The organism is Diaphorobacter limosus, from assembly GCF_033100095.1.
Lineage (GTDB): Bacteria > Pseudomonadota > Gammaproteobacteria > Burkholderiales > Burkholderiaceae_C > Alicycliphilus > Alicycliphilus limosus.
The window spans coordinates 2,841,747-2,865,192 of record NZ_CP136921.1 but is presented as its reverse complement, the minus strand read 5'-3'; the positions used below and the strand labels follow the sequence as shown (position 1 = coordinate 2,865,192).

Genomic DNA, 23,446 nt, shown 5'->3' with positions numbered 1-23,446 from the left:
GGTGCTGGTCAGTGCGGCTTGGTGTCGATGAAGCTCTGGCGCTGCATCAGCTTGTCCATCAGCCGCGCCAGGTTGGGGTGATCGGTGCGCCAGGCGATCTGCGGAAAGCGGAACTCCAGCCAGCCCAGGGCGCAGCCGACCGCAATATCCGACAGGCTCAGGTGTATGCCGCTGCAATACGGCTTGTCGCCCAGGCCCTGGCTCATGGCCTGCAGGCCGGCGCGCACCTTGCCCAGCTGGCGCGCCATCCAGGCCTGGCTGCGCTCGCCGTCCTGGCGTCCGGCCCAGGTGGCCTCCAGCCGTGCCAGCACCCCGGCGTCCAGCACGCCATCGGCCAGGGCCTCCCAGGTCTTGACCTCGGCACGCTCGCGCCCCGTGCCAGGGATGAGCTTGCCCACGGGCGAGAGCGTGTCCAGGTATTCCACGATGACGCGTGAATCGAACACCGCCTCGCCTCCCTCCATGACCAGGCAGGGCACCTTGCCCAGGGGGTTGGCGGTGCTGATGGCGGTTTCCTCGGACCACACGTTTTCTTCCTGAAAACGGTAGTCCAGCTTCTTCTCTGCCATCACCACGCGCACCTTGCGCACATAGGGACTCGCGGTGGATCCGATCAGCTTCATGATGGTTGTTCGGCCGCGGACGGGCGGCTGGTGTCAGGGCGGCCCATTCTATAGGCGCCCCACGGTCAACGCGGTGTCAGGTGCGCACCTACAATCACAGCCATCATGAGTCTGTCCACGATTACCGCCCTGTCGCCGCTTGACGGCCGCTACGCCGCCAAACTCACCGCCCTGCGCCCCATCATGAGCGAGCATGGCTACATGCACCGCCGCGTGCAGGTGGAGGTCGCCTGGTTCATCGCGCTGTCGGACGCGGGGTTTGACGAGTTCAAGCCGCTGAGCCCGGGCGCACGCGCCTACCTGCAGGGCCTGGTGAAAAACTTCTCCGAGGCCGACACGGCCGCCATCAAGGAGATAGAAAAGACCACCAACCACGACGTGAAGGCCGTGGAGTACTGGATCAAGTCCAAGTTCGGCGGCCGCCCGGAGCTGGAGAAGGCCGCCGAGTTCGTGCATTTCGCCTGCACCAGCGAAGACATCAACAACACCAGCCACGCGCTGCAGATCCGCGCCGGGCGCGACCAGGTCATTGTTCCTGGCCTGGACGCCATCATCACCAAGCTGCGCGAGATGGCGCACCAGCATGCCCAGGTGCCCATGCTCAGCCGCACCCATGGCCAGACGGCCAGCCCGACCACCGTGGGCAAGGAGCTGGCCAACGTGGTCATGCGCCTGCAGGCGGCCACGGCGCGCATCACCACGGTGAAGATCCTGGCCAAGATGAACGGCGCCGTGGGCAACTACAACGCCCATCTGTCGGCCTGGCCCGACTTCGACTGGGAGGCCTTCAGCCAGAAGGTCGTGGAAACGCACGAACCGCAAGGCCTGGGCCTGACCTTCCAGCCCTACAGCATCCAGATCGAGCCACATGACTACATGGCCGAGCTGTTCGACGCCATCGCGCGGGCCAACACCATATTGATCGACCTCTCGCGCGACATCTGGGGTTATGTCTCGCTGGCCTACTTCAAGCAGAAGCTGAAGGAAGGCGAGATCGGGTCCAGCACCATGCCGCACAAGGTCAACCCGATCGACTTCGAGAACGCCGAGGGCAACCTGGGCCTGGCCAACGCGCTCTTGCGCCATCTGGCGGAAAAGCTGCCCATCAGCCGCTGGCAGCGCGACCTCACCGACAGCACCGTGCTGCGCAACATCGGCGTGGCCATGGGCTATGCGGCCCTGGCCTACAGCTCGCTGATGACCGGCCTGAACAAGCTGGAGCTCAACCAGGAAGCGCTGAACGCCGACCTGGACAGCAGCTGGGAAGTGCTGGCCGAGCCCATCCAGACCGTCATGCGCCGCTATGGCGTGCCGGGCGCCTATGAAAAGCTCAAGGAGGTCACGCGCGGCAAGAGCGTGACCGCCGAGGCCCTGCACGCGCTGATTCGCAGCCTGGACATCCCCCAGGCGGACAAGGAGCGCCTGCTGGCGCTGACGCCGGCCAGCTACATCGGCATGGCCACCGAGCTGGCAAGACGCGTCTGACTTTTTTCAGCCTTTTTAGCTGCCCGCCCTTGCCAGTCAAGCGCGGGCAGCTCTCATTTTTGAGAAACCTCATGGCCCTCAAGTCCACCATCTTCAAGGCGAATCTGTCCATCGCCGACATCGACCATGGCTACTACGCCGACCACCAGCTGACCCTGGCGCGCCACCCCAGCGAGACCGACGAGCGCATGATGGTGCGCCTGCTGGCCCTGGCGCTGCAGGCCCATGAGCTGCAGGACACCTGCCGTGGCGACGGCCAGCTGGCCTTTGGCGCCGGCCTGTCCGACCCCGACGATCCGGACGTGTCGCTGACCGACTTCACGGGCCGCAAGCGCCTGTGGATAGAGGTCGGCCAGCCCGAGGACAAGCCGCTGTCCAAGGCCTGCAGCCGCGCCGACGCGGTGGTGGTCTACGCCTTTGCCCATGCGGCGGATGTGTGGTGGAAGGGCATCCAACCGAAGCTCACGCGCCTGCCCAAGCTGCAGGTCTGGCGCGTGCCCTCTGATGCCGCGCAGCAACTCGCCGCCCTGGCCGAGCGCAGCATGCAGCTGCAGGCCACGGTGCAGGAGGGCGCGCTCACGCTCAGCAGCGAGCGCGGCAGCGTGCATGTGGAGCCGCTGCGCTGGAAATAACCCGGCTTCAGCGCGGCATCAGGGCGCCGCAGTTCCAGCATTGCTCGAAACCGCCCTCAATCGACTCGCCACAGGCGCGGCAGACCCACTGGCGCTGGGGCAGGCGCTCGTAGTCACGCAGCAGGGCGCGGGCCGGATCGGCATGCTCCGCATGCGCCAGCCAGATCTCGGGCAGGCATTCACCGGGTGGCAAATGGCCGGCCGCCGCGCCCAGGTGCTGGCGCTGCACGCTGGCGGGCATGCCGGCCTCGCGCAGCAGATCGCTCCACAGCATGGCCGTGGCAATGTCGGGGGCCTGGGTCAGACGCAGCATGCGCCCCACGATAGCCGCGCGACGCCGCGCCGTAAAGCCTCAGCCTGCTGCCGCCGCGCGCTCGGCATAGCGCGTAAAGCGCAGGGCGCGGCCCTCGCGCGTGATACGGCGCCACACGGCGCGCTTGTCCGCGGGGCTCAGCTCCAGCCAATGTTGCACCTCGGCAAAGCTGCGGCCGCAGCCCTTGCAGCAATCATCGCCCTGGCTGGTGGAGCAGATCGCGATGCAGGGTGTATCGGGCTGGGTTTCGTACCAGGCCAGCCACGCGGCCATGGCGGCTGCGGGCAACTGCCCCGGCGCAATCTCCTCGGCACGCGCGAACACCATCTGCCCGTAGACCTCGGCCAGGGCCGAGAGCTCGGGCGCCAGCGCCACGCCATCGGGCGCCCAGGCGCACGCACGCCAATGGTTGATGGCGGCCTCGATATCGGTGATGTGGATGGTGGTCATGCGCGGTGAGCGGGCAACGATGCGGTCACGAAAAGGCGGCCATGATAGTGCCCCGACCCTGGTGCGACATGCCGCCCGGCCCCCAACGTTCTTGCCCACAAATCGCCAAACTGTGGTCAAATGGCGCCCCTCAAGGGGGAGTAGTTCCCCGTTTTGCACAAGGCCTTGCGTCAGGGCCGCCTGCAAACGGATGTCAGGTCGTCAATACGAAGCCATGTGCTTCCGGCCTGTCAGGCAAGGCCAGCGCCATCGCCGAGCAAGACCTTTGAGCCACAGGCACCCATGGTTGGCTCAAAGCGCATCCGTTTTTCTGCAAGCAGGCAAGGCTTGCACGCAGGCGATTGCCCCACGCTTTCCATGCTGCCCGGTATTTGAACGCCGCCGAGTTCCCCCGAACCGGCATTCGACATCGAGGTAAAGACATATGGATTTGGACTTTCTCACCCACACGCCGTTCTGGATCGCGCTGGGGCAGATCATCATCATCGACATCCTGCTGGGCGGCGACAACGCGGTGGTGATCGCCCTGGCCTGCCGCAAGCTGCCGGCGGCCCAGCGCTCCAAGGGCATCATCTGGGGCACGGCCGGCGCCATCGTCCTGCGCGTGGTGCTCATCATCTTTGCGATGACGCTGCTGAACCTGCCCTTCCTGAAGGTGGTGGGTGCGCTGCTGCTGGTGTGGATTGGCGTGAAGCTGCTGGCGCCCGATGAGGACGCCCACGGCAATGTGGCCGAAAGCGACAAGCTGCTGGCCGCCATCAAGACCATCATCGTCGCCGACCTGGTGATGAGCGTGGACAACGTGATCGCCATCGCCGGCGCCGCGCAAAGCTCGGGCGAGCATTCCACGCTGCTGGTGGTGCTGGGTCTGTTGATCTCGATTCCCATCATCGTCTGGGGCAGCCAGCTGGTGATCAAGCTGATGGAGCGCTTCCCGATGATCATCACCGCCGGCGGCATGCTGCTGGGCTGGATCGCCGGCGGCATGCTGGTCACCGACCCGGCCTTCGTGAACCCCGACAAATGGCAATGGATGCCCAAGCTGGGCACGGTGGACAGCAACGGCATGGCCGAGATCTCGCGCACCCTGTACTGGACGGCCCATGTCGCCGGCGCGCTGCTGGTGCTGGCCATCGGCAAGTTCATCACCTCGCGCCGCGGTGCCACCGATTCGGCGCAGCACGGTTGATGCGGCTGCTGCTCAAATGGCTGCTCAGCGCTGCGGCGCTGCTGTGCGTGGCCTATGTCTACAGCGGCGTCGAGGTGCACAGCTTTGGCGCCGCCCTGGGGGCGGCCTTCGTGATCGGGCTGTTCAACGTGGTGTTGCGACCCATCCTGGTGATCCTCACGCTGCCGGTCACCATCGTCACCATCGGGCTGTTCCTGTTCGTCATCAACGCCCTGATGTTCTGGGCCGCAGCCTCGGTGCTGGGCGACGGTTTTCAGGTGCATGGCTTCACGGCGGCGCTGATCGGCTCGCTGATCTACTCGCTGCTGGGGCTGGTCATCGAGTCAGCGCTCGGCGGTCTGTTCCTTCAGAAGTGACTGCACGGCGCGCAGCCGCGTGTCAATGATCGAGGCCTCGATGTGGTCATTGGCCGCGCCGCCCCGCCTGGCCAGGTCCTGCCCGGCCTTGAAGCGATCGACGGCCGCGGCGTAGTCGTAGCGCGCCACCTGGGCCTCGGCTTCGGCGCGCACCGCGCGCAGCGGCTGCCCCTGCTGCTGCCACACCTGGGCCAGGGCCTGCCAGGCCGTGGCATCACCCGGGTGGGTGGCCAGCCAGGTCTGCAGTGGCGCCGTCATGCCTGCGGCAGAGCCGGTGCGCAACAGCGCCTGGGTGCGCAGCAGCAGTTCGGGCCGACGCCTGGGCGCATCCGGCTGGCTGGCATCGGCCAGCGCCAGGCTGCCCTCGAGATAGGACAGCGCCGCCGGCGCATCACCGGCCGCCAGTTCCAGCTCCGCCCCCAGCAGGCGCGCCTGGCGCGCGGCGGCGGCGTCGCCCGCCACCTCCCCCTGCAAGCCACGCAGCGCCTGGCGCGCGGCCGCAGGGTCGGCCAGCTGCACGGCGCTGAGCGCGGCCGCATACCAGGCTGCCACGCGCTGGGGCCGGGGCCTGGCGGCGAAGCCGGCATCCTGCGGCTCGGCCACCCATTGGCGCCAGGTGTCCACACCCGGGCGCATCAGCACGCGCGCGCGCGCGGCCATCATCAGTTGCTCCAGCGAGGCGCTGGCCAGCGGCGTGGCATCCTGCGGAATGCGGCTGTGCATGTCGGCGATACGCTGCGTGGTCAGCGGGTGGCTGCGCAGATAGGGCCAGCTGCCGTTGTCGTTGATCCGGTTGGCCTGCTGCAGCTTGTCGAACATCGCCACAAAGCCCTGGGGCGCAAAGCCGGCCGGCTGCATCAGGCCAAAGCCCACGCGGTCGGCCTCGCGTTCCATGTCGCGTGAAAAGTTGAGTTGGTTCTGCACCGCCAGCGCCTGTCCGCCCACCATCAGCGCCTGGGCCGCACCCGGGCTCTTGCTGGCGGCCAGGGCGCCCAGAATCATGGCTCCCAGCATCAGCGGCGTCTGCCGGCCCTGCTGCGCCATCAGGCGTGCGATATGGCGCTGCGTCACATGGCTGAGTTCATGCGCCAGCACCGAGGCCAGCTCGTCGCGCGTGCCGACCACGGCGATCAGGCCCAGGTGCACGCCAAAGTAGCCGCCCGGCAGGGCAAACGCGTTCACCGTGCGGTCGCGCCCGAGCAGGATCGCCCAGGCAAAGCGCTCCTCAAGCTCCGGCGAGAGCTCGCCGCGCGCCCTGGCAGCCTGCACCAGGGGGTTGAACAGCTGCTGCACATACTCCTGCAGTACGGCGTCGTCGATGTAGTCCGGGTCGCGATACAGCTCGCGGATGATGCCGTCACCCAGCCTGCGCTCGGCGCTGCTCGTCATCTCGGCGCCGTCGCCCATCATGGGCAGCGCGGACTGTGCTATGGCCATAGGTGTCTGGCCTGCGCCGAATGCTATTAAAATAGCAGCTGCTAGCGCCCTTCCAGCAAGCGCAAAAGGCTTTTTTTGCTTGATACTCCGCACTCCACTCCCCTGTCTGGAGAACCGGACTGGCCGCCGGGTCATGGCCGTATGATGCCCCGGCCGTGAGAATGTTTCGCGCCCTTTTGTAAACCCGCCCGCCATGACCACACCCTCCTCCCCGCTGACCCACTTCGACGCCCAGGGCCAGGCCCATATGGTGGACGTGGGGGCCAAGCCCGCCACGCGCCGCACGGCCGTCGCCACGGGCCGCATATCGATGCAGGCCGCCACCCTGGCGCTGATAGCAAGCGGCACGGCCAAAAAGGGCGACGTGCTCGGCGTGGCGCGCATCGCCGCCATCATGGCTGCCAAGAAAACCAGCGACTTGATTCCGCTGTGCCACCCCCTGGCGCTGACCCGCGTGGCCGTGGAGTTCGGGCTTCTGACCGCCGACAACGCCGTGCAGTGCACCGCGACCGTCGAGACCGTGGGGCCCACAGGGGTGGAGATGGAGGCCCTGACCGCCGTGCAGGTGGCCCTGCTGACGATCTACGACATGTGCAAGGCGGCGGACAAACGCATGTGCATGACCGACATGCGTGTGCTGGAGAAGCATGGCGGCAAGTCCGGCAGCTTTGTGGCCTGACGCCCCCGGGATAGCTTCAAACCTGCAGTATCTGCACGCTCTGCAGATCCACGGGCCGCAGCGCACCCAGGTCCAGCGCCTGCACCTCGTGCATGATGAGGCGGCCTTCGCGCGGCTTGGTGTGGGTGATGTAGACGGGCGGCGGCTTGGCCCCCTGCAGGGCCGCCAGCTCCCGCATGAGGGTTGCCGGCGACAAATGCTGGCTCTTGCAGGCCAGATCGGCCTCGGCATTGCTGAAGGCGGTCTCGATCAACAGTGCGGCCACGCCGCCGCCCTCCTGGTGCAGGGCGTTCACGCGGCGCCAGAATCCTGGCTCATTGCCCTGGGTATCGCCGCTATAGACCCACCAACCGACAGCGCCACGCGCGGCGTAGCCCACGGCGGGCACGCTATGGCGTGCGGGCAGCACCTCCATCGGGATGCCGGCGCAGACGAATACATCGCCGACGCCCAGGGGCGATAGCCGCACGAAAGGTGCGGCAGGCGACGGAATGCGCGTGAAATCGGGCCAGATCACGTCGTTGAAGACATGGGCGTGCAGCGCCGCCAGGGTCTGCGGCAAGGCGTGCACCTCCAGCGGCCGGCGGCGGTTCGCGCCCACCGCGTCCAGCATCAGCGGCAGGGCGGCGATGTGGTCGAGGTGCGAATGCGTGAGGAACACATGGTCGATGCGCTGCATTTCCTCCAGCGTGAGCTGGCCCACGCCGGTACCCGCGTCGACAAGGACATGCTCGCCCAGCAGAAACGAGGTGGTGCGGCACCCCTTGGCGATCGTACCGCTGCAGCCGAGGATGCGTACTTGCATGTGCCGGGTTGTCAAGGCTGCGGCATGCTCAGCCTTGCACGAACTCCATCTCGGCGCCGGCCAGCGCAATGCGATCGCCGCTCTTGAGCGCCACGGGGTCGGCGCCAATGATCGCGCCATTGAGCCGGGGCAGCTGCGCGCCATCCACATGGGCCAGCACGAAGTTGTGATGCCGCTTGGTGATCGAGGCCACGGCGACGCCGGGCTTGCCTATGGTGGTGACGACCTTGGTCAGCGCCACTTCGCGCCCGGCCGCCGGCCCCGTCACCACGCGCACGATGCCGCCGCTGCCCGTCAGGGGCGCAGGCATGGATGCCGGCCCGGTCAAGGGCGCCTGCAGGCCGGTGGCCAGGCCCTTGTCGTAGCCGGACACCGGTGCGTCTTGCAGGAAGCGGATCTTGTACTTGCCCATCTCCACCAGATCGCCATTGCGCAGGGTCTGCTGCTTGACGGGCTTGCCGTTGACATAGGTGCCGTTGGTGCTGCCCAGGTCATGCAGCAGCACATCGTCGCCGGACAGGACGAACACCGCATGCTCACCGCTGACCGCCAGGTTGTCGATGACCACGTCGTTGTACGGCCTGCGGCCCACGGTCGTGCGTTCCTGCGTGAGCGGGACTTCCTTGATGACGACTCCGTCGATAGCCACGACCATTTTCGGCATGATCCGTTTTCCTCCTGGGTGTTCTGGTTCCGATTGTGCCGTATCGCTGGCGCCACCCTAGCGCGAACGCAACAGGCGCGAGACCAGGCCGCGCTTGCTGGCTGCGCCGCCCCCGCCAGGGCCGGCTTGGGCCAAAAGGACGCTGATGTTATCGCGCCCACCCCGGTCATTGGCCATGGCCACCATGCGTGCTGCCTTGTCGGGCAGGGCAATGGGCAGCAGCGCCAGCTCGGCCAGGCCTTCGTCGCCCACCATGTCGCTCAGACCATCGGAGCACAGAATGAACAAATCCTGCGGCTCCACGGCAAATTCATTGATTTCAGCGTGCGCCTCGCCATCCACGCCCAGGGCCCGGGTGACCAGGTTGCCCAGCCCCGACACCGCGGCCTGCGCGGGGGTCAGCAGGCCCAGGTCGATCTGCTCCTGCAGCCAGGAATGGTCGCGCGTGATCTGGCGCAGCTCGCCACCACGCAGGCGGTAGCAGCGCGAGTCGCCGACATGACCCAGGATGAGCCGATGGCCGCGAAACACGCCGACCACCAGCGTGGTGCCCATGCCCAGGTACTGCGGGTTGGCCAATGCCGCCCCCAGAATGGCCTGGTTGGCGTTTTCCACGCAGACCAGCATGGCCTGGCGCACCGCCGCCATCGAGACGCGCTCGGGCGCGTCCTCCAGCCACTGCGCCAGCTCGCTGCCAACCAGGTTGACGGCCATGTCGGCCGCCACCTCACCGGCGCTGTAGCCCCCCATGCCATCGGCCAGCAGCACCAGCCGCGCGGCTTCATGAATGGCGACGGCATCCTCATTGTTGGAGCGCACACGCCCCGTATCGGTGAGCGCAAAGAACTCGTAGCCGAGCTGACGCGAGGACTTCATGAAGCCCCCCGAAACCGATGGCGAAAGGGGACAACCCGGGCGTTCTGCCTGGCCGTGACCGTCTGCGCAAAGCCCATCATGTTGCCAACTGATGCAATATGTTACACAAGGCGTGGATCATAGACTGAGGCCGGCTGTTTGCGCGCATGGCCCGGCATTTTTTTTGCACGGCATGTGGGCATTCGCCGCGCCATGCTGTCGGCGTCACGCATGGCCCAGGCCAGAAGGCACAACGCCAGCCCGGTGTTCGGGCTGGCGTTGTCGATAGCGGGCAAGCGCCCAGGACTGTCCTGGGCGCTACGCCATCACAGCAGGCTCTTGAGGATGCGGCCCATCTCCGAGGGGTTGCGCGTCACGTGGAAGCCACACTCTTCCATGATGGCCAGCTTGGCGTCGGCCGTGTCGGCGCCGCCCGAGATCAGCGCGCCGGCGTGGCCCATGCGCTTGCCGGGAGGGGCGGTGACGCCGGCGATGAAGCCAACGATGGGCTTCTTCATGTTGGCCTTGCACCACTGGGCGGCCTCGGCCTCGTCGGGGCCGCCGATTTCGCCGATCATGATCACGGCGTCGGTATCCGGGTCTTCGTTGAAGGCGCGCATCACATCGATGTGCTTGAGGCCGTTGATCGGGTCGCCGCCAATGCCCACGGCCGACGACTGGCCAATGCCCAGCTCGGTCAGCTGCGCCACGGCTTCATAGGTCAGCGTGCCAGAGCGGCTGACCACGCCGATGCGGCCCTTCTTGTGGATATGGCCGGGCATGATGCCGATCTTGATCTCGTCGGGCGTGATCAGGCCGGGGCAGTTGGGGCCGAGCAGCAGCGTGCGCTTGCCGCCAGCGGCCTCCTTGGCCTTCATCTTGTTGCGCACTTCCAGCATGTCGCGCACCGGGATGCCTTCGGTGATGCAGATGGCCAGATCCAGGTCGGCCTCGACGGCTTCCCAGATGGCGGCGGCGGCACCGGCCGGCGGCACGTAGATCACCGACACGGTGGCGCCGGTTTGCGTGGCGGCTTCCTTGACGCTGGCGTAGATCGGGATGTTGAAGATGGACTCACCGGCCTTCTTCGGGTTCACGCCGGCGACGAAGCAGTTCTTGCCGTTGGCGTATTCCTGGCACTTCTCGGTGTGGAACTGGCCGGTCTTGCCCGTGATGCCCTGGGTAATGACCTTCGTGTCTTTATTGATGTAGATGGACATGTTGTTCTCTCCAGGCCTTAAGCGACGGCTTTGACGATCTCGGTGGCCGCTTCGGCCATGGTGTCGGCGCTGATGATGGGCAGGCCGGATTCGGCCAGCATCTTCTTGCCCAGCTCTTCGTTCGTGCCCTTCATGCGCACGACCAGCGGCACTTGCAGGTTCACGGCCTTGCAGGCGGTGATGACGCCGGTGGCGATGGTGTCGCACTTCATGATGCCGCCGAAGATGTTGACCAGGATGCCCTTGACCTTGGGGTTCTTGAGCATGATCTTGAAGGCTTCGGTGACCTTCTCGGGGGTGGCGCCGCCGCCCACGTCCAGGAAGTTGGCCGGCTCGCCGCCGAACAGCTTGATGGTGTCCATGGTGGCCATGGCCAGGCCGGCGCCGTTGACCAGGCAGCCGATGTTGCCGTCCAGGCTGATGTAGGCCAGGTCGAACTTGGAAGCCTCGACCTCGGCCGGGTCTTCTTCGTCCAGGTCACGCAGGGCGACGATCTCGGGGTGGCGGAACAGCGCGTTGCTGTCAAAGTTGAACTTCGCGTCCAGCGCCATCAGTTCGCCCTTGGAGTTGCAGTTCAGCGGGTTGATCTCCACCAGGGACGCATCCGTGTCCATGTAGCACTTGTAGATCTTGGCAAAGAGATCCACGGCCTGGTCGATGGAGGCGCCGGTCAAACCGATGGCGGCCGCCACCTTGCGCGACTGGGCTTCGGTGATGCCGGTGAGCGGGTCGATCATCTCGGTGATGATCTTCTCGGGCGTGCTGTGTGCCACTTCCTCGATGTCCATGCCGCCCTCGGACGAGGCGATCAGCGCCACCTTCTGCGTGGCGCGGTCGGTGACCAGCGAAACGTAGAGTTCGTTCTTGATGTCGGCGCCGTCTTCGATGTACAGGCGGCGTACCTTCTGGCCTTCGGGGCCGGTCTGGTGCGTGACCAGCTGCATGCCCAGAATCTGGCCGGCCAGTGCCTTGACGTCGTCAATGCTCTTGGCGACCTTGACGCCGCCGCCCTTGCCACGGCCACCGGCGTGGATCTGGGCCTTGACCACCCACACGGGGCCGCCGAGCTTTTGTGCGGCTTCCACGGCCTCTTGCACCGTGAACGCAGGAATGCCACGCGGAACGGGCACGCCGAAACTACGCAAGATTTCCTTGCCTTGGTATTCGTGAATCTTCATGAGGTCTCTCTCAGGGGAAGGATGGTGTTTGTACCCGCTCTGCCGATGTGCAGAAACTTCCGCATGCCCGGGAATGGCAGCCAGCAATTGTATTATGTTGCGATGCACCATTGCTTGGTGTTAACTTACACCCCGGCCGCAGTCCCCAATCGGCCCTTGCAGGAGCTCTTCAATGCCCAAGGTTTTTATCGATGGCGAGGCAGGCACCACCGGCCTGCAGATCCGTGAACGCCTGCAGGCCATGCCTGCGGTGGAGCTGGTCAGCATCGCGCCCGAACGGCGCAAGGATGCCGGCGCCAAGCGCGAGCTGATCGCCGGCGTGGATCTGGTCGTGCTGTGCCTGCACGACGATGCCGCGCGCGAAACCGTCGCTCTGGTGGACGCCATCACGGCGGAGACCGGCAAGGCCATCAAGATCATCGACGCCTCCACCGCGCACCGCACGGCGCCGGGCTGGGTGTTCGGCTTTCCCGAGCTGGCCGCCGGCCAGGCGCAGGCCGTGCGCGGCGCCACGCGCGTGGCCAACCCGGGCTGCTACGCCACGGGCGCCATCGCCCTGCTGCGCCCGCTGGTCGATGCCGGTCTGATCGCCCCCGACCAGGCGCTGTCCCTGCCCTCGGTGAGCGGATACTCCGGCGGTGGCCGCAGCATGATCGAAGCCTACGAGGCCGGCCAGGCCGCCCCGTTTGAGCTCTATGCCCTGGGCTTGGCGCACAAGCATCTGCCGGAGATCATGCGCTACACGGGCCTGACGCGCCGGCCCATCTTCGTGCCCGCAGTGGGCAACTTCCGCCAGGGCATGCTGGTGGAGCTGCCGCTGCACCTGGATCTGCTGCCAGGCAGCCCTAAGGCCACCGACCTGCACGACGCACTGGCCGCACACTACGCGCAAAGCAACACCCCGGAGCAATGGGTGAAGGTGCTGCCGGCCACCGAGGACGGCAAGCTCGACGCGCTGGCGTTGAATGACAGCAACCAGCTGGAGCTGCGCGTGTTCGCCAATGAGGCCTATCACCATGCCGTGCTGGTGGCGCGCCTGGACAACCTGGGCAAGGGCGCCAGCGGCGCCGCCGTGCAAAACCTCAAATTGATGCTGGAACTATAAAAAGAATAGCTTTTTGCGCTTGCTATTTGGCGAATTCAGGCAAAGTTTCGCATGAATATGGCTAACAACAATCGCTGATAGCTTCTGTTTTTATAGCAATTCAGGCCGCGCCCAGGCGCTGAAACAAGCCGCCCGGCAGGCGCGCCACGCGGCCGTCGAGCTCCAGCTCCAGCAGCCGCACCTGCAACGTTGCGGCATCCAGCCCGGTGCGCGCCACCAGCGCGTCCAGCCCCAGCGGGTCAAAGCCCAGCGCCTGCAGCACCTCCTGCTGCGCCGGCGTGGTGGCGTCTGGCGCATCGCCCGCCGGCGCCGGCGCAGCGGCGGGCAGGCGCAGCTCCTCCAGCACATCCTCGGCCGACTCCACCAGCTTGGCGCCCTGGCGCAGCAATGCATGGCAGCCGCGCGACTGCGGCGCATGGATGGAGCCGGGGATGGCAAACACCTCGCGCCCCTGCTCGGCCGCCATGCGCGCGGTGATCAGCGAGCCCGACTGCAGCGCCGCCTCGACCACCAGCGTGCCCTGTGACAGGCCGGAGATGATGCGGTTGCGCTTGGGAAAGTTGGCCGGCAGCGGCGGCGTGCCCAGCGGGTACTCGCTGACCAGCAGGCCATGGCGCGCGATGCGGTGCGCCAGATCCTTGTTGGCGCGCGGGTAGACGCGATCGAGCCCGGTGCCGACCACGGCTATGGTTGCCGGCGTGTCCGGGTCGGGCGCATCCAGCAGCGCCCCCTCGTGCGCCGCCGCATCCACCCCCAGCGCCAGACCGGAGACGATGGTCAGCCCCGCCGCGCGCAACACGCGCGCAAACTGGCGCGCATGCTCGGCGCCCTGGGCCGTGGGGTTGCGGCTGCCCACCATGGCCAGGCAGCGCGGCGGCGCAAATGGCCCGGCGCCATGCACGAAGCGCGGCGCGCCCAGCAGGTACAGCAGCAGTGGCGGGTCTTCGGTGGCCAGCAGGGCCGGGGGATAGGCGGCATCGCCCAGGGTGACGATGGCGCGCGCCGGCTCGCCCTCGGCCTGCAGCCATTGCCAGGTGGTCTGCAGCAGGGCCTCCAGCTCCTCGGGGACGGCGGCCAGGGCGCGTGCCTGGGCGGGCGTGACGCAGGTCTGCCAGGCGGCTTCGCTCTGGGCAAAAATGTCGGCCGGCAGGCCGAAGGCCGCCAGCAGGCGCCGCGCCGCGCCGTTGCCCACGCCGGGCGTGAGGGCGAGGCGCAGCCAGGCGGCGAGTTCGTCGCGCTGCATGGCCTGAAACTCGGCGCCGCGGCCCGCGCCTACTCGGGGTTGACCAGCCGGTCGCCCACGACCACGCCGCGCTGCGCCTGCAGGATGAGTGCATAGGACACGCGCTCGAAGGTCAGGAACACCATGGCCAGTCCGTTGTCCTCGCTGGGCAGGCGGATCTCGGCGCGCTGCTCGTCGGTCTTGTCCTTGATGCGCAGGCCGCCGGTGCGCAGTTGCAGCACATGGCCGGCCTGCATGCCGTCGTCGGTGCCGCGGTTGATGGCGATGACCTGGTTCGGCCCGGCATTGCCCGCCGCGACGCCGCCGTAGATGGACACCACGCTGGCCTCCACCGGCGCCTCGGGCGCATGCGGTGCGTAATTGTCAAAGCTGCGCGGAGGCGCGGGCAGCAGGCGGTCGCCAAGGCGCGCTTCTTCCTTCACGCCCGACAAATCGACCGTGGCGGGCACGATGTCGGTGCGCATCTCGCCCTTGGTGCCGGCGGACTGCTCCAGCGACTCGCCGCGCACCAGCTCGGCGCGGCCGACATACTGTGCCTCGTAGCCCAGCACCTCGCCGGTGTTCGGGTCCTTCAGCGGCAGGGCGTTGCGGAACACGCGGTACTGGCGCGGCACCTCGGGCGTCATCTCCAGCGGGCTGCCCTGCGGGCCGCGGACATAGGCGCGGTCGCCATTGCCCATGATCACGCGCTCGTCGCGCGTGGCCACGATGCGCGGCGCCTGGGTCAGCGTCAGCTCATCCACCACCAGCGGCTGCACCAGGAAGGGCTCGATCAGGTGCATCTTCAGCGTCGGCAGGGCCATGCCGGCCAGGCTGTCGTGGCGCGTGCGTGGCGACAGGCGCACGGTCTCGCCGGCGCCGCCGCGACTGGTGCTCAGGCGTGCATGGCCATCGGCCTTTTCCAGGTACAGGGTCTGGCCGGGGTAGATCAGGTGCGGGTTGGCGATGGCCTGCAGGTTCATGCCCCACAGCTCGGGCCAGCGCCAGGGTCGCTTCAGGTACATGCCCGAGATGCCCCACAGCGTGTCGCCGCGCCGGATCACATAGGTGTCGGGCGCGTTGGGCGCCAGCTCGGCCAGGGGCACGCCACGCGCTGCCACCTGCTGCGCGGTGGCGCGCTGGCCAGGCGTGACGGGGTAGTTCTGTGCCTGGGCCGCCGGCGCCAGCAAAGTGGCCGCGGCCAGGACGCCGAGCGCAGCCGCGCGCGCGAAGCCCGAAGCCGTCATATTTGGATTGGTCTGGTCATGCATTGGCAGATGCCCCCTCTCACTGCACGGGCGACATGGTTAATTTTTTTACAAAAGAAACGGCCGCAGATACTTTAAAAACGATTTGAGATTTTCTGCGCTAGCCCTTGAATGGGCAACGATTATTGCGAGCAGCGCCTGCATCACACGCTCAAAGTGGCGAAAATAGCGACATATCAAGCTCCCAGCCATGGCCATTCTTCCCATTCTTTGCTACCCCGACCCGCGTTTGCACAAGATCGCGCAGCCCGTGGCGGTGGTCGATGAGCGCGTGCGCGCCATCGTCGATGACATGTTCGCCACCATGTACGACGCCAGCGGCATAGGCCTGGCGGCCACCCAGGTGGACGTGCACGAGCGCATCGTCGTCATCGATGTCTCTGAAGAGCGCGACCAGCCGCTGGTGCTGATCAACCCCGAGATCGTGTGGGCCAGCGACGAGACGCGCATGGGCGACGAGGGCTGCCTGTCGGTGCCCGGCATCTACGACGGCGTGGAGCGCGCGCTGGCCGTGCATGTGCGCGCGCTCGATCGTGACGGCCAGACGCGCGTGATCGAGGCCGAGGATCTGCTCGCCGTGTGCGTGCAGCACGAGATGGACCATCTGCTGGGCAAGGTGTTCGTGGAATACCTCTCGCCGCTCAAACGCACCCGCATCAAAACCAAGCTGCTCAAGCAGCAGAAACAGGCCGCACGCGCATGAGCCGGCTTGCGGCGGCCCCGCTGCTGGCCCTGGCACTGGCCGCCTGCGCCGTGCCCGAATGGCAAAAGCCCGGCACGCCCTTGGCAGACATTGAACGCACCATGGGCCGCCCCACGCTGGCCGAGCCGCTGGAGAGTGGTGGCCAACGCCTGGTGTACAGCCGCCAGCCGGCGGGCCAGCAGGTCTATCACATGGACTTTGACGCCAGCCAACGCCTGGTGCGCGTCACCCAGGTGCTGACACTGGAGAACTTCCAGGCGCTGCGCAATGGGCTGGACACGCAAGACAGCGTGCGCCGCAGGTTCGGCCCGCCGGCGCTGCTGGAGCGGGTGGCCAGCTTTGACGGCCCCATCTGGACCTACCGCATTCTGGACAATGGCGCGCCGCGCCAGGCCCATGTGCACATCGACCCGGCGGGCGTGGTGCGTCGCGTGATGTTCACCGACGAGCGCCTGCGCGATCTCGACCCCCCTCACTGAATACCTGCCGCATGAGAGTCATTTTTGCCGGCACGCCCGAATTCGCGCGCGTGGCCCTGGAGCATTTGCTGGCCGCGGGTTTTACCGTGCCCCTGGTGCTGAGCCAGCCCGACCGCCCGGCCGGCCGCGGCATGAAGCTGCAGGCCTCGCCCGTCAAGCAATGCGCGCTGGAGCATGGCATTGCCGTGGCCCAGCCGCGCAGCCTGCGCCTGGACGGCAAATACCCCGAGGACGCCGCCGCAGCCCAGGCCGCCATTGCGGCCGCCCAGGCCGACGTGATGGTGGTCGCCGCCTATGGGTTGATCCTGCCGCAATGGGTGCTGGACGCCATGAGCGCCGCACGGCCGCCCGAAGGCGCGAAGGCCCCCCTGGGGGGCAGCGAACCACGCGCAGCGGGGAGCGTGGGGGCCCAAGGCCTGGGGTGTTTGAACATCCACGCCAGCCTGCTGCCGCGCTGGCGCGGCGCCGCGCCCATCCACCGCGCCATCGAGGCCGGCGACGCCGAGACCGGCGTGACCATCATGCAGATGGATGCCGGCCTGGACACGGGCGACATGCTGCTGTGCGAGGCAACCGCCATCGCGCCCGCCGACACCCAGGCCCTGCTGCACGACCGGCTGGCCGACATGGGCGGGCGGCTCATCGTGCAGGCGCTGCGCCAGGCGGCGAACGGCGGCCTGGTGGCCACGCCGCAGCCGGCCGAAGGCATCACCTACGCGCACAAGATAGACAAGGCCGAGAGCCTGATCGACTGGAGCCAGAGCGCCGAGGTGATCGCCCGGCGCGTGCGCGCCTTCGACCCCTTTCCGGGCGCCAGCACCCAGCTCGGGGCTGAAGTCATCAAGGTGTGGAACTGTGAAATTGATAGCTGTCAGCGCCCGTCAGACTTGCGTTACGGCCAGATTTTGCATATAGACAATAACGGTATCACCGTGGCCTGCGGCGCGGGCGATGTGCTGCGCCTGACCCGGCTGCAGCGCGCCGGCGGCAAACGCCTGCCGGCCGCAGACTTTCTGCGCGGCTTTGCCCTTGCGCCGGGCATGGTGCTCGGCGCATGAACCTGCCCGCCCTGCGCGCCCAGCTGCGCGACCCGTCCTTCCGCCAGGGCGCCAGCGACATGCTGGGCGCCGGCCTGGGCGTGGGCGCCTGGGGTCTGGTGACGGGGGTGGCCATGGTCAAGGGCGGCATGTCCACACCGCTGGCGCTGTTCATGTCGCTCACCGTGTATGCCGGCAGCGCCCAGCTGGCGGTGCTGCCGCTGATGGCGGCCGGGGCGCCGCTGTGGGTGATCTGGCTCACGGCCAGCTGCGTGAACCTGCGCTTCGTGATCTTCAGCAGCATGTGGCGCAGCTATTTCGCCCACCTGCCGCGGCGCCGGCGCATGGCGCTGGGCTATTTCAGCGGCGATGTGATCTTTGTGTCCTTCATGAAGCGCTACCCCAGGCCCGAGCCCGAGGCGACACAGCTGCCCTACTTCTGGGGCGCGGCCACGACCAACTGGCTGGCCTGGCAGATACCGTCGGTGGCCGGCATCATCCTGGCCAATGCCATCCCGCTGTCCTGGGGCCTGGGCTTTGCCGGGGTGCTGGCGCTGCTGGGCATCCTGCTGTCCATGCTGGGCGAGCGCTCCAGCTGGCTGGCCACGGCCGTGGCCGGCTCGGCGGCCGTGGCCGCGTTTGCGCTGCCGCTCAAGCTCAACATTCTGGTGGCGATCGCCGCGGCCGTGGCCGCCGGCCTGGCCATGGAGTCGGGCGAGCGCGCATTGCGCCGCGCCCGGATACGCCTGGCACGCGGCGGCGATGACGAGGGCGACGCATGAACGGCCAGTGGCTGGAGCCCATCCTCGCCGTCCTGGGCCTGGTGCTCATCACCCTGGTCACGCGCGCCTTCTTCATGCTCCCCGAGCGCGATCTGCCCCTGCCCGACTGGCTGCGCCGCGGCCTGAAGTACGCTCCGCTGGCGGCACTGGCCGCCGTCATCGCGCCCGAGCTGGTGATGAGCCAGGGCGCACTGATCAAGACCCTGGCAGACGCCCGCCTGCCGGCCGTGCTGTGTGCCAGCGCCTACTACTTCTGGCGCCGCGGCATCCTGGGCACCATCGTGGTCGGCATGGCGGTGTATCTGCCGCTGCATATCGGCCTGGGCTGGTAGTTACAAGGCGGTTACCACGCCGCCTACAATGCGGCGCGATTTCCATTCCCGCCACAACCAGCCATGCATATCCTTCGCTTCTCCGACCTTTGCGCCAACGGCCAGGCCCGCGGCCAGCGCGTGTTCATCCGTGCCGACCTGAACGTGCCGCAGGACGACGCCGGCCGCATCACCGAGGACACGCGCATCCGCGCCTCCGTGCCCTGCATTCAGATGGCGCTGGATGCCGGCGCCGCCGTCATGGTCACCAGCCACCTGGGCCGCCCGACCGAGGGGCAGTTCAAGCCCGAGGACTCGCTGGCGCCCGTCGCCAGGCGCCTGGCCGAGCTGCTCGGCCGCGAAGTGCCGCTGGTTGCCGACTGGGTCGATGGCGTGCAGGTGCAACCCGGCCAGGTGGTGCTGCTGGAGAACTGCCGCGTCAATGTCGGCGAAAAGAAGAACAACCCGGATCTGGCGCGCAAGATGGCCGCCCTGTGCGACATCTACGTCAACGACGCCTTCGGCACCGCCCACCGCGCCGAGGGCACGACTTACGGCATCGCCGAATACGCCAGGACGGCCTGCGCCGGCCCGCTGCTGGCGGCCGAGATCGACGCCATCCAAACGGCCCTGGCCAACCCGAAGCGCCCGCTGGTGGCCATCGTCGCCGGCTCCAAGGTCTCGACCAAGCTGACCATCCTGCAAAGCCTGGCCAGCAAGGTGGACGGCCTGATCGTTGGCGGCGGCATTGCCAACACCTTCATGCTGGCCGCCGGCCTGCCCATTGGCAAGAGCCTGGCCGAACCCGACCTGCTGGGCGAGGCCAGGGCGGTGATCGCCGCCATGGCCGCGCGCGGCGCCGAGGTGCCGATCCCCACCGACGTGGTGTGCGCCAAGGCCTTTGCCGCTGATGCGCCCGCCACGGTGAAAAAAGCCACGGAAGTCGCCGCGGACGACCTGATCCTGGACATTGGCCCCGAGACCGCGGCGCGCCTGGCGGCGCAGCTCAAGGCCGCGGGCACCATCGTCTGGAACGGCCCGGTAGGGGTGTTTGAGTTCGACCAGTTCGCCGGCGGCACCAAGGCCATCGCCGAGGCCATCGCGCAATCGAGCGCCTTCAGCATCGCCGGCGGCGGCGACACCCTGGCGGCCATCGCCAAGTACGGCATCACCCAGGATGTGGGCTATATCTCCACCGGCGGCGGCGCCTTCCTGGAGGTACTGGAGGGCAAGCAGCTGCCGGCCTTCGAGATCCTGCAAAAACGCGCCACAGGTTGAGTGGCACCGGCACGCGCCGCGGCATGCGGCGCTTGCGGGCAAACAACACTATTCCCCCCCGGCCCGACGAAAAACGCCAAGCCCCTTGTTTTTGGCTGCTACCCGATTCAGAATCGTTCCCAAATGTGTGCAGCACAAACATTTGTGTCCTGCAGCCATGACCAATTCAGGAGGGAACCATGTCATTCATCAAAGCACTCGGGTGGTCTGTCGCAGCCGGCGCGGTCATTGCGCTGGCGGGCTGCGGCAGCGCGCCGATTCCGCTGGCGCAAAATTTCGAACGGACAAGCCAGTACAAGGTGCGTTCGGCCGGGCATTGGGAGCTGCTGTCACGCGACGTGGTGGCGCAAACCCGCACCACCCTGCAAAAGGCGGGTTACGCCCCGGACACACCGCTGCATGTAGTGGCGCCCACCCAGCCCAGCGCATTTGACATGGGTTTTCGTGACTTCCTGATCACCGAGCTCGTGCAAGACGGCGCCACGGTGCATCAACACCCCGGCGCGGTGCTGGAGGTGACCTACAACACCCAGCTGGTGCGCCACAACAGCGACCGGCCGCATTTCATCCCCGGCCAATTCACCATACTGGCCGCAGGCGTGATGGCCGCCTATGGCCTGCGCCACGAACACCTGGATGCCAAGCTGCTGGGCACACTGGGCCTGACCGGCGCTGCCGACTACGTCAACAGCGTCAACTCGGGCGGCCCGACGAATACCGAGCTCATCCTCACCACCACCGTGACGCGCGCCGGCCAGTACGTGGCTCGCAAAACCGACGTGTACTACCTTGAAAACGCCGACACACCCTTGTTCATGCGCTCTGCGCACTACCGCGCCATCAACATGAAGGTGGCCTCGCAATGAAGCACGCACTCGCACTCCCCCTGGTCGCCGCCCTGTTCGCCGTCGGTTGCGCCCAGCAGCCCCAGAAACTGCGCGTCGAGCCCACCTACCAGGAAGCCCTGAACGCCCCGCTGCTGCAAAGCAGCCGTGATGCCGTCGCCCAGCTGGTCGCCAACCTGGACGTGGCGGCCACCGGGCCCGGGCCGGTGCTGGTGGCTACCGTGGTCAACGTCAACGACATGAGCCACTCGGCACCGCTGGGGCGCACCCTGTCGGAGCAATACGCCAACGCCATGGCCGCCACCGGCTTCGACGTCAAGGAGATCAAGCTGCGCGGCGAGGTATTCGTCAAGGAAGGCGCAGGCGAGCTGCTGCTGTCGCGCGAGATCAAGAGCATCGCGCGCAGCCAGAACGCCTCCATGGTGCTGGTGGGCACCTACTCGCCCGCAGCCAGTTTCACCTACGTCAGCATGAAGCTGGTGCGCACCGAGGACAGCCGCATCATCCGCGGCCACGACTACGCCCTGCCCAACGACCGCGACGTGCAGCGCCTGCTGGTGCAGCCGCGCTGAAGCCCGCCAGCGCCAGCCCCAGGCCTCGCTACGGCGGGGCTTTTACTATACAAATAGGAGCTGCAAACGCTTTACCAACGGGCGCTAGCGGCCATTTTTATTACTTTTTACCCGGCCACAGCACCGATGCGATGGCCAGCACCATCAGCCCCACGGCGGCCCAGTCCTGCCAGCTGAGCGGCTCGCCCAGCCACAGCGTGCCGCTGAACACGCCCAGCACCGGAATCAGCATCACGCTGAGCGTGGACGCCACGGGCGGCAGGGTGCGCACCAAGAAAAACCAGGCCGTCTGCGCAAAGCCCAGCACCAGCAGGCCGTTGTAGGCGATGGCGGTCAGGGCCTGGGCGTCGGGCGGCTGCCAGCGCCCGCGCTCGAACAGCACGGCCAGCACGGTGAGCGCAGCGCAGGTGATCGCCACCATCCAGAACGACAGCGTGAGCAGCGGCACCGGTATGGGCAGCCGGCGCAAGAGCTGCGTGCCCAGGGCCCAGCTGGCGGCGGAGACCAGCATCAGCGTCACACCGGCGGGGCGGCTGCCCAGCGCGCCAATCTCGTGCCATAGCAGCAGCAGCACGCCCAGCAACGCCGCGCCGACGCCAGCCCACGCGCGCCCGGCCAGGCGATCGCCAAAAACCAGCGCGCCGATCACGGCCGAGAAGATGGGCATGGTGTAGCCCAGGATGGCCGCGCGGCCGCTGGAGAGCAACGGCATGGCGAGGATCATGAGCGCATGCCACAGCACCATGTTGGTCAGCGCCAGCAGCAGCAAGCGCCCCCAATAGGCTCGCGGCATGCGAAACGACAGGCCCTGGCGCAGCATCACCAGGGCAAGAATGGGCAGGCCCGTCCACAAGGACAGCATGCGAAACGACAGCGGCGGGAAATGCTCCACCCCGACCTTCATCACCGGCCAGTTGAAGCCCCAGACCAAGGTCAACAGCACGAGGACGACCAGCTGACGGCGCGAAAAGGAAGGCATGGCGGCTACACCGGCCCGGGCGTGCAGGCCTGCTGCCACAGGCTGCCCCGTCGGGCACCGCCGTGGCGCGCCAGCAGGGCCGAGAAATGCCGCCGCTCGCCGCCGCGCAGCTTCACCAGCGGCGCGACCACCGGCTGCGCGGGCGCCAGGCACAGGCGCGGGTAGAGCAGATACCACTTCCAGTACAAGGCGTGCTGGTAGTAGTAGGCCGTGTCCTCGGCGCACAGCAGCGCCAGGCGATAGCCGTTGTCGCGGCGCAGCACCTGCTGGGCGGCCACATGGATGAGCAGGTATTCAGGGTCTGCAATCCCCTGCAGCACGGCCGCGCCCATCGGCTGCGCCTGCAGGGCCGCCAGGTAGTCGCCCGTGCCGCGTTCGATCAGCGCGTGGTGGAACTCCTGCTGCCACGCCGTCACGAACGGCGCATGCGCCGGGGCGCCAAAGGCCCAGCTTTCCACCACCGGCCAGCGTTCGTCATGGGTAAAGCCCCGCAGGAAGAAACCTGCAAACTCGCTGCGCTGCGCCTGCTGCAGATCGCGCAGCCAATCGAGCGACTGGGTGAGCACGATGGACGCGTCGAGCCAGAACCCCCCATGGTGGCGCACCAGGTACAGCCGCAGCCAGTCGGCCTGCTTGGGCGGAGCCAGCCTTGCAAAGTCCGGCGGCAGGTCGCCGGGGGCCACGAAGCGCTCGAGGTTGTCGGCATTCAGCACGTCGATGCGGTAGTCCGGGCACTGCAGCCGCCAGTTGTCCATGCACTGCTGCACCACGGGGTCGAGCACGGCGCCGTTCCAGTAGCTCCAGATGCGCCGCGGAATGGGGGCGCAGCCCGCGTCGGCCCCGGCGGCCGGGCCGGGCCCGCTGAACACCCGGGGTTGCACCGGGCCGCGATACGCAGCCGCGCTGGCGGGGCGCAGCAGAGCCAGCAACTGGAGGACGGCGCGCAGCGCGCCGGAGGGCACAAGGTTGGACATGAAGA

The 23,446-nt window shown here is 67.4% G+C and carries 27 protein-coding genes; 14 read left to right on the top strand and 13 right to left on the bottom strand.

Annotation, left to right across the window (positions count from 1 at the left end):
- Nucleotides 1-8: 8 nt before the first annotated feature.
- On the bottom strand, nucleotides 9-623 hold the full coding sequence (locus P4826_RS13810; RefSeq protein ID WP_317700960.1) for a glutathione S-transferase N-terminal domain-containing protein: 615 nt from the start codon (nucleotides 621-623) through the stop codon (nucleotides 9-11).
- A 105-nt stretch (nucleotides 624-728) separates the two neighbouring features.
- Between P4826_RS13810 and purB the strand changes: the two genes are divergently transcribed.
- On the top strand, nucleotides 729-2,108 hold the full coding sequence (gene purB / locus P4826_RS13805; RefSeq protein WP_317700959.1) for an adenylosuccinate lyase: 1,380 nt from the start codon (nucleotides 729-731) through the stop codon (nucleotides 2,106-2,108).
- Nucleotides 2,109-2,179: 71 nt separating this feature from the next.
- Nucleotides 2,180-2,740: a YaeQ family protein gene (locus P4826_RS13800; RefSeq protein ID WP_317700958.1), complete on the top strand. Its 561-nt coding sequence runs from the start codon at nucleotides 2,180-2,182 to the stop codon at nucleotides 2,738-2,740.
- Nucleotides 2,741-2,747: 7 nt separating this feature from the next.
- Here the strand turns inward: P4826_RS13800 and P4826_RS13795 are convergent, their stop codons facing one another.
- Both P4826_RS13795 and P4826_RS13790 read right to left on the bottom strand, forming a co-directional pair.
- Complete coding sequence (locus P4826_RS13795; protein ID WP_317700957.1) at nucleotides 2,748-3,053, bottom strand: putative signal transducing protein; 306 nt, start codon at nucleotides 3,051-3,053, stop codon at nucleotides 2,748-2,750.
- Nucleotides 3,054-3,092: 39 nt separating this feature from the next.
- On the bottom strand, nucleotides 3,093-3,503 hold the full coding sequence (locus P4826_RS13790) for a DUF3717 domain-containing protein (RefSeq protein WP_317700956.1): 411 nt from the start codon (nucleotides 3,501-3,503) through the stop codon (nucleotides 3,093-3,095).
- Nucleotides 3,504-3,927: 424 nt separating this feature from the next.
- On the opposite strand from P4826_RS13790, the gene P4826_RS13785 reads away from it, so the two are divergent.
- Nucleotides 3,928-4,692 (top strand): TerC family protein, encoded by a 765-nt coding sequence (locus tag P4826_RS13785; RefSeq protein WP_317700955.1) that lies wholly within the window; start codon nucleotides 3,928-3,930, stop codon nucleotides 4,690-4,692.
- Complete coding sequence (locus P4826_RS13780) at nucleotides 4,692-5,048, top strand: phage holin family protein (RefSeq protein WP_317700954.1); 357 nt, start codon at nucleotides 4,692-4,694, stop codon at nucleotides 5,046-5,048. Before P4826_RS13785 ends, P4826_RS13780 begins: the two co-directional genes overlap by 1 nt.
- On the opposite strand, the gene P4826_RS13775 is transcribed toward P4826_RS13780, so the two are convergent.
- Complete coding sequence (locus tag P4826_RS13775) at nucleotides 5,016-6,485, bottom strand: M48 family metalloprotease (RefSeq protein WP_317700953.1); 1,470 nt, start codon at nucleotides 6,483-6,485, stop codon at nucleotides 5,016-5,018. The genes P4826_RS13780 and P4826_RS13775 overlap by 33 nt on opposite strands.
- A 193-nt stretch (nucleotides 6,486-6,678) precedes the next feature.
- Between P4826_RS13775 and moaC the strand changes: the two genes are divergently transcribed.
- Complete coding sequence (moaC, locus tag P4826_RS13770; protein WP_317700952.1) at nucleotides 6,679-7,164, top strand: cyclic pyranopterin monophosphate synthase MoaC; 486 nt, start codon at nucleotides 6,679-6,681, stop codon at nucleotides 7,162-7,164.
- A 16-nt stretch (nucleotides 7,165-7,180) separates the two neighbouring features.
- On the opposite strand, the gene P4826_RS13765 is transcribed toward moaC, so the two are convergent.
- The 5 genes from P4826_RS13765 to sucC all read right to left on the bottom strand — a co-directional run bounded on the left by P4826_RS13765 (nucleotide 7,181) and on the right by sucC (nucleotide 11,886).
- On the bottom strand, nucleotides 7,181-7,969 hold the full coding sequence (locus P4826_RS13765) for an MBL fold metallo-hydrolase (RefSeq protein ID WP_317700951.1): 789 nt from the start codon (nucleotides 7,967-7,969) through the stop codon (nucleotides 7,181-7,183).
- Nucleotides 7,970-7,997: 28 nt separating this feature from the next.
- Entirely contained in the window at nucleotides 7,998-8,633 is a 636-nt protein-coding gene (locus tag P4826_RS13760) for an FHA domain-containing protein (protein WP_317700950.1), read from the bottom strand.
- A 57-nt stretch (nucleotides 8,634-8,690) separates the two neighbouring features.
- Nucleotides 8,691-9,509 carry a PP2C family protein-serine/threonine phosphatase gene (locus tag P4826_RS13755; protein WP_317700949.1) on the bottom strand — a complete coding sequence of 273 codons (819 nt, stop codon included), beginning with the start codon at nucleotides 9,507-9,509 and terminating at the stop codon, nucleotides 8,691-8,693.
- A gap of 305 nt (nucleotides 9,510-9,814) precedes the next feature.
- Nucleotides 9,815-10,708 carry a succinate--CoA ligase subunit alpha gene (gene sucD, locus P4826_RS13750; protein WP_317700948.1) on the bottom strand — a complete coding sequence of 298 codons (894 nt, stop codon included), beginning with the start codon at nucleotides 10,706-10,708 and terminating at the stop codon, nucleotides 9,815-9,817.
- Between the two features lie 17 nt (nucleotides 10,709-10,725).
- Complete coding sequence (gene sucC, locus P4826_RS13745; protein ID WP_317700947.1) at nucleotides 10,726-11,886, bottom strand: ADP-forming succinate--CoA ligase subunit beta; 1,161 nt, start codon at nucleotides 11,884-11,886, stop codon at nucleotides 10,726-10,728.
- Nucleotides 11,887-12,058: 172 nt separating this feature from the next.
- On the opposite strand from sucC, the gene argC reads away from it, so the two are divergent.
- Nucleotides 12,059-12,991 carry an N-acetyl-gamma-glutamyl-phosphate reductase gene (argC, locus tag P4826_RS13740; protein WP_317700946.1) on the top strand — a complete coding sequence of 311 codons (933 nt, stop codon included), beginning with the start codon at nucleotides 12,059-12,061 and terminating at the stop codon, nucleotides 12,989-12,991.
- 100 nt (nucleotides 12,992-13,091) lie between these two features.
- Here argC and dprA read toward each other — a convergent pair whose 3' ends face one another.
- Together dprA and P4826_RS13730 are read right to left on the bottom strand one after the other, a co-directional pair.
- Nucleotides 13,092-14,234, bottom strand: a complete 1,143-nt coding sequence (gene dprA, locus P4826_RS13735) for a DNA-processing protein DprA (protein WP_317700945.1) — start codon at nucleotides 14,232-14,234, stop codon at nucleotides 13,092-13,094.
- A gap of 29 nt (nucleotides 14,235-14,263) precedes the next feature.
- Nucleotides 14,264-15,460 (bottom strand): LysM peptidoglycan-binding domain-containing protein, encoded by a 1,197-nt coding sequence (locus P4826_RS13730; protein WP_317700944.1) that lies wholly within the window; start codon nucleotides 15,458-15,460, stop codon nucleotides 14,264-14,266.
- Between the two features lie 211 nt (nucleotides 15,461-15,671).
- Here P4826_RS13730 and def point away from each other — a divergent pair, with 211 nt between their 5' ends.
- The 8 genes from def (at nucleotide 15,672) to P4826_RS13690 (ending at nucleotide 21,488) form a co-directional block, all read left to right on the top strand.
- Nucleotides 15,672-16,184, top strand: a complete 513-nt coding sequence (def, locus tag P4826_RS13725; protein WP_317700943.1) for a peptide deformylase — start codon at nucleotides 15,672-15,674, stop codon at nucleotides 16,182-16,184.
- On the top strand, nucleotides 16,181-16,663 hold the full coding sequence (locus tag P4826_RS13720) for a hypothetical protein (protein WP_317700942.1): 483 nt from the start codon (nucleotides 16,181-16,183) through the stop codon (nucleotides 16,661-16,663). Before def ends, P4826_RS13720 begins: the two co-directional genes overlap by 4 nt.
- Nucleotides 16,664-16,674: 11 nt before the next feature.
- Nucleotides 16,675-17,721 carry a methionyl-tRNA formyltransferase gene (gene fmt, locus P4826_RS13715; protein WP_317700941.1) on the top strand — a complete coding sequence of 349 codons (1,047 nt, stop codon included), beginning with the start codon at nucleotides 16,675-16,677 and terminating at the stop codon, nucleotides 17,719-17,721.
- Complete coding sequence (locus P4826_RS13710) at nucleotides 17,718-18,482, top strand: AzlC family ABC transporter permease (RefSeq protein WP_317700940.1); 765 nt, start codon at nucleotides 17,718-17,720, stop codon at nucleotides 18,480-18,482. The genes fmt and P4826_RS13710 overlap by 4 nt, the downstream gene beginning before the upstream one ends.
- Nucleotides 18,479-18,814: an AzlD domain-containing protein gene (locus tag P4826_RS13705; protein WP_317700939.1), complete on the top strand. Its 336-nt coding sequence runs from the start codon at nucleotides 18,479-18,481 to the stop codon at nucleotides 18,812-18,814. Before P4826_RS13710 ends, P4826_RS13705 begins: the two co-directional genes overlap by 4 nt.
- A gap of 63 nt (nucleotides 18,815-18,877) precedes the next feature.
- Complete coding sequence (locus P4826_RS13700; RefSeq protein ID WP_317700938.1) at nucleotides 18,878-20,071, top strand: phosphoglycerate kinase; 1,194 nt, start codon at nucleotides 18,878-18,880, stop codon at nucleotides 20,069-20,071.
- A 179-nt stretch (nucleotides 20,072-20,250) separates the two neighbouring features.
- Nucleotides 20,251-20,937 carry a hypothetical protein gene (locus P4826_RS13695; protein WP_317700937.1) on the top strand — a complete coding sequence of 229 codons (687 nt, stop codon included), beginning with the start codon at nucleotides 20,251-20,253 and terminating at the stop codon, nucleotides 20,935-20,937.
- On the top strand, nucleotides 20,934-21,488 hold the full coding sequence (locus tag P4826_RS13690) for a FlgO family outer membrane protein (protein ID WP_317700936.1): 555 nt from the start codon (nucleotides 20,934-20,936) through the stop codon (nucleotides 21,486-21,488). Before P4826_RS13695 ends, P4826_RS13690 begins: the two co-directional genes overlap by 4 nt.
- A 100-nt stretch (nucleotides 21,489-21,588) precedes the next feature.
- Here the strand turns inward: P4826_RS13690 and P4826_RS13685 are convergent, their stop codons facing one another.
- Nucleotides 21,589-22,467 carry a DMT family transporter gene (locus tag P4826_RS13685; RefSeq protein ID WP_317700935.1) on the bottom strand — a complete coding sequence of 293 codons (879 nt, stop codon included), beginning with the start codon at nucleotides 22,465-22,467 and terminating at the stop codon, nucleotides 21,589-21,591.
- 5 nt (nucleotides 22,468-22,472) lie between these two features.
- A complete protein-coding gene (locus P4826_RS13680; protein ID WP_317700934.1) occupies nucleotides 22,473-23,441 on the bottom strand; it encodes a glycosyltransferase family 32 protein in 969 nt (322 codons plus the stop codon).
- Nucleotides 23,442-23,446 lie beyond the last annotated feature (5 nt).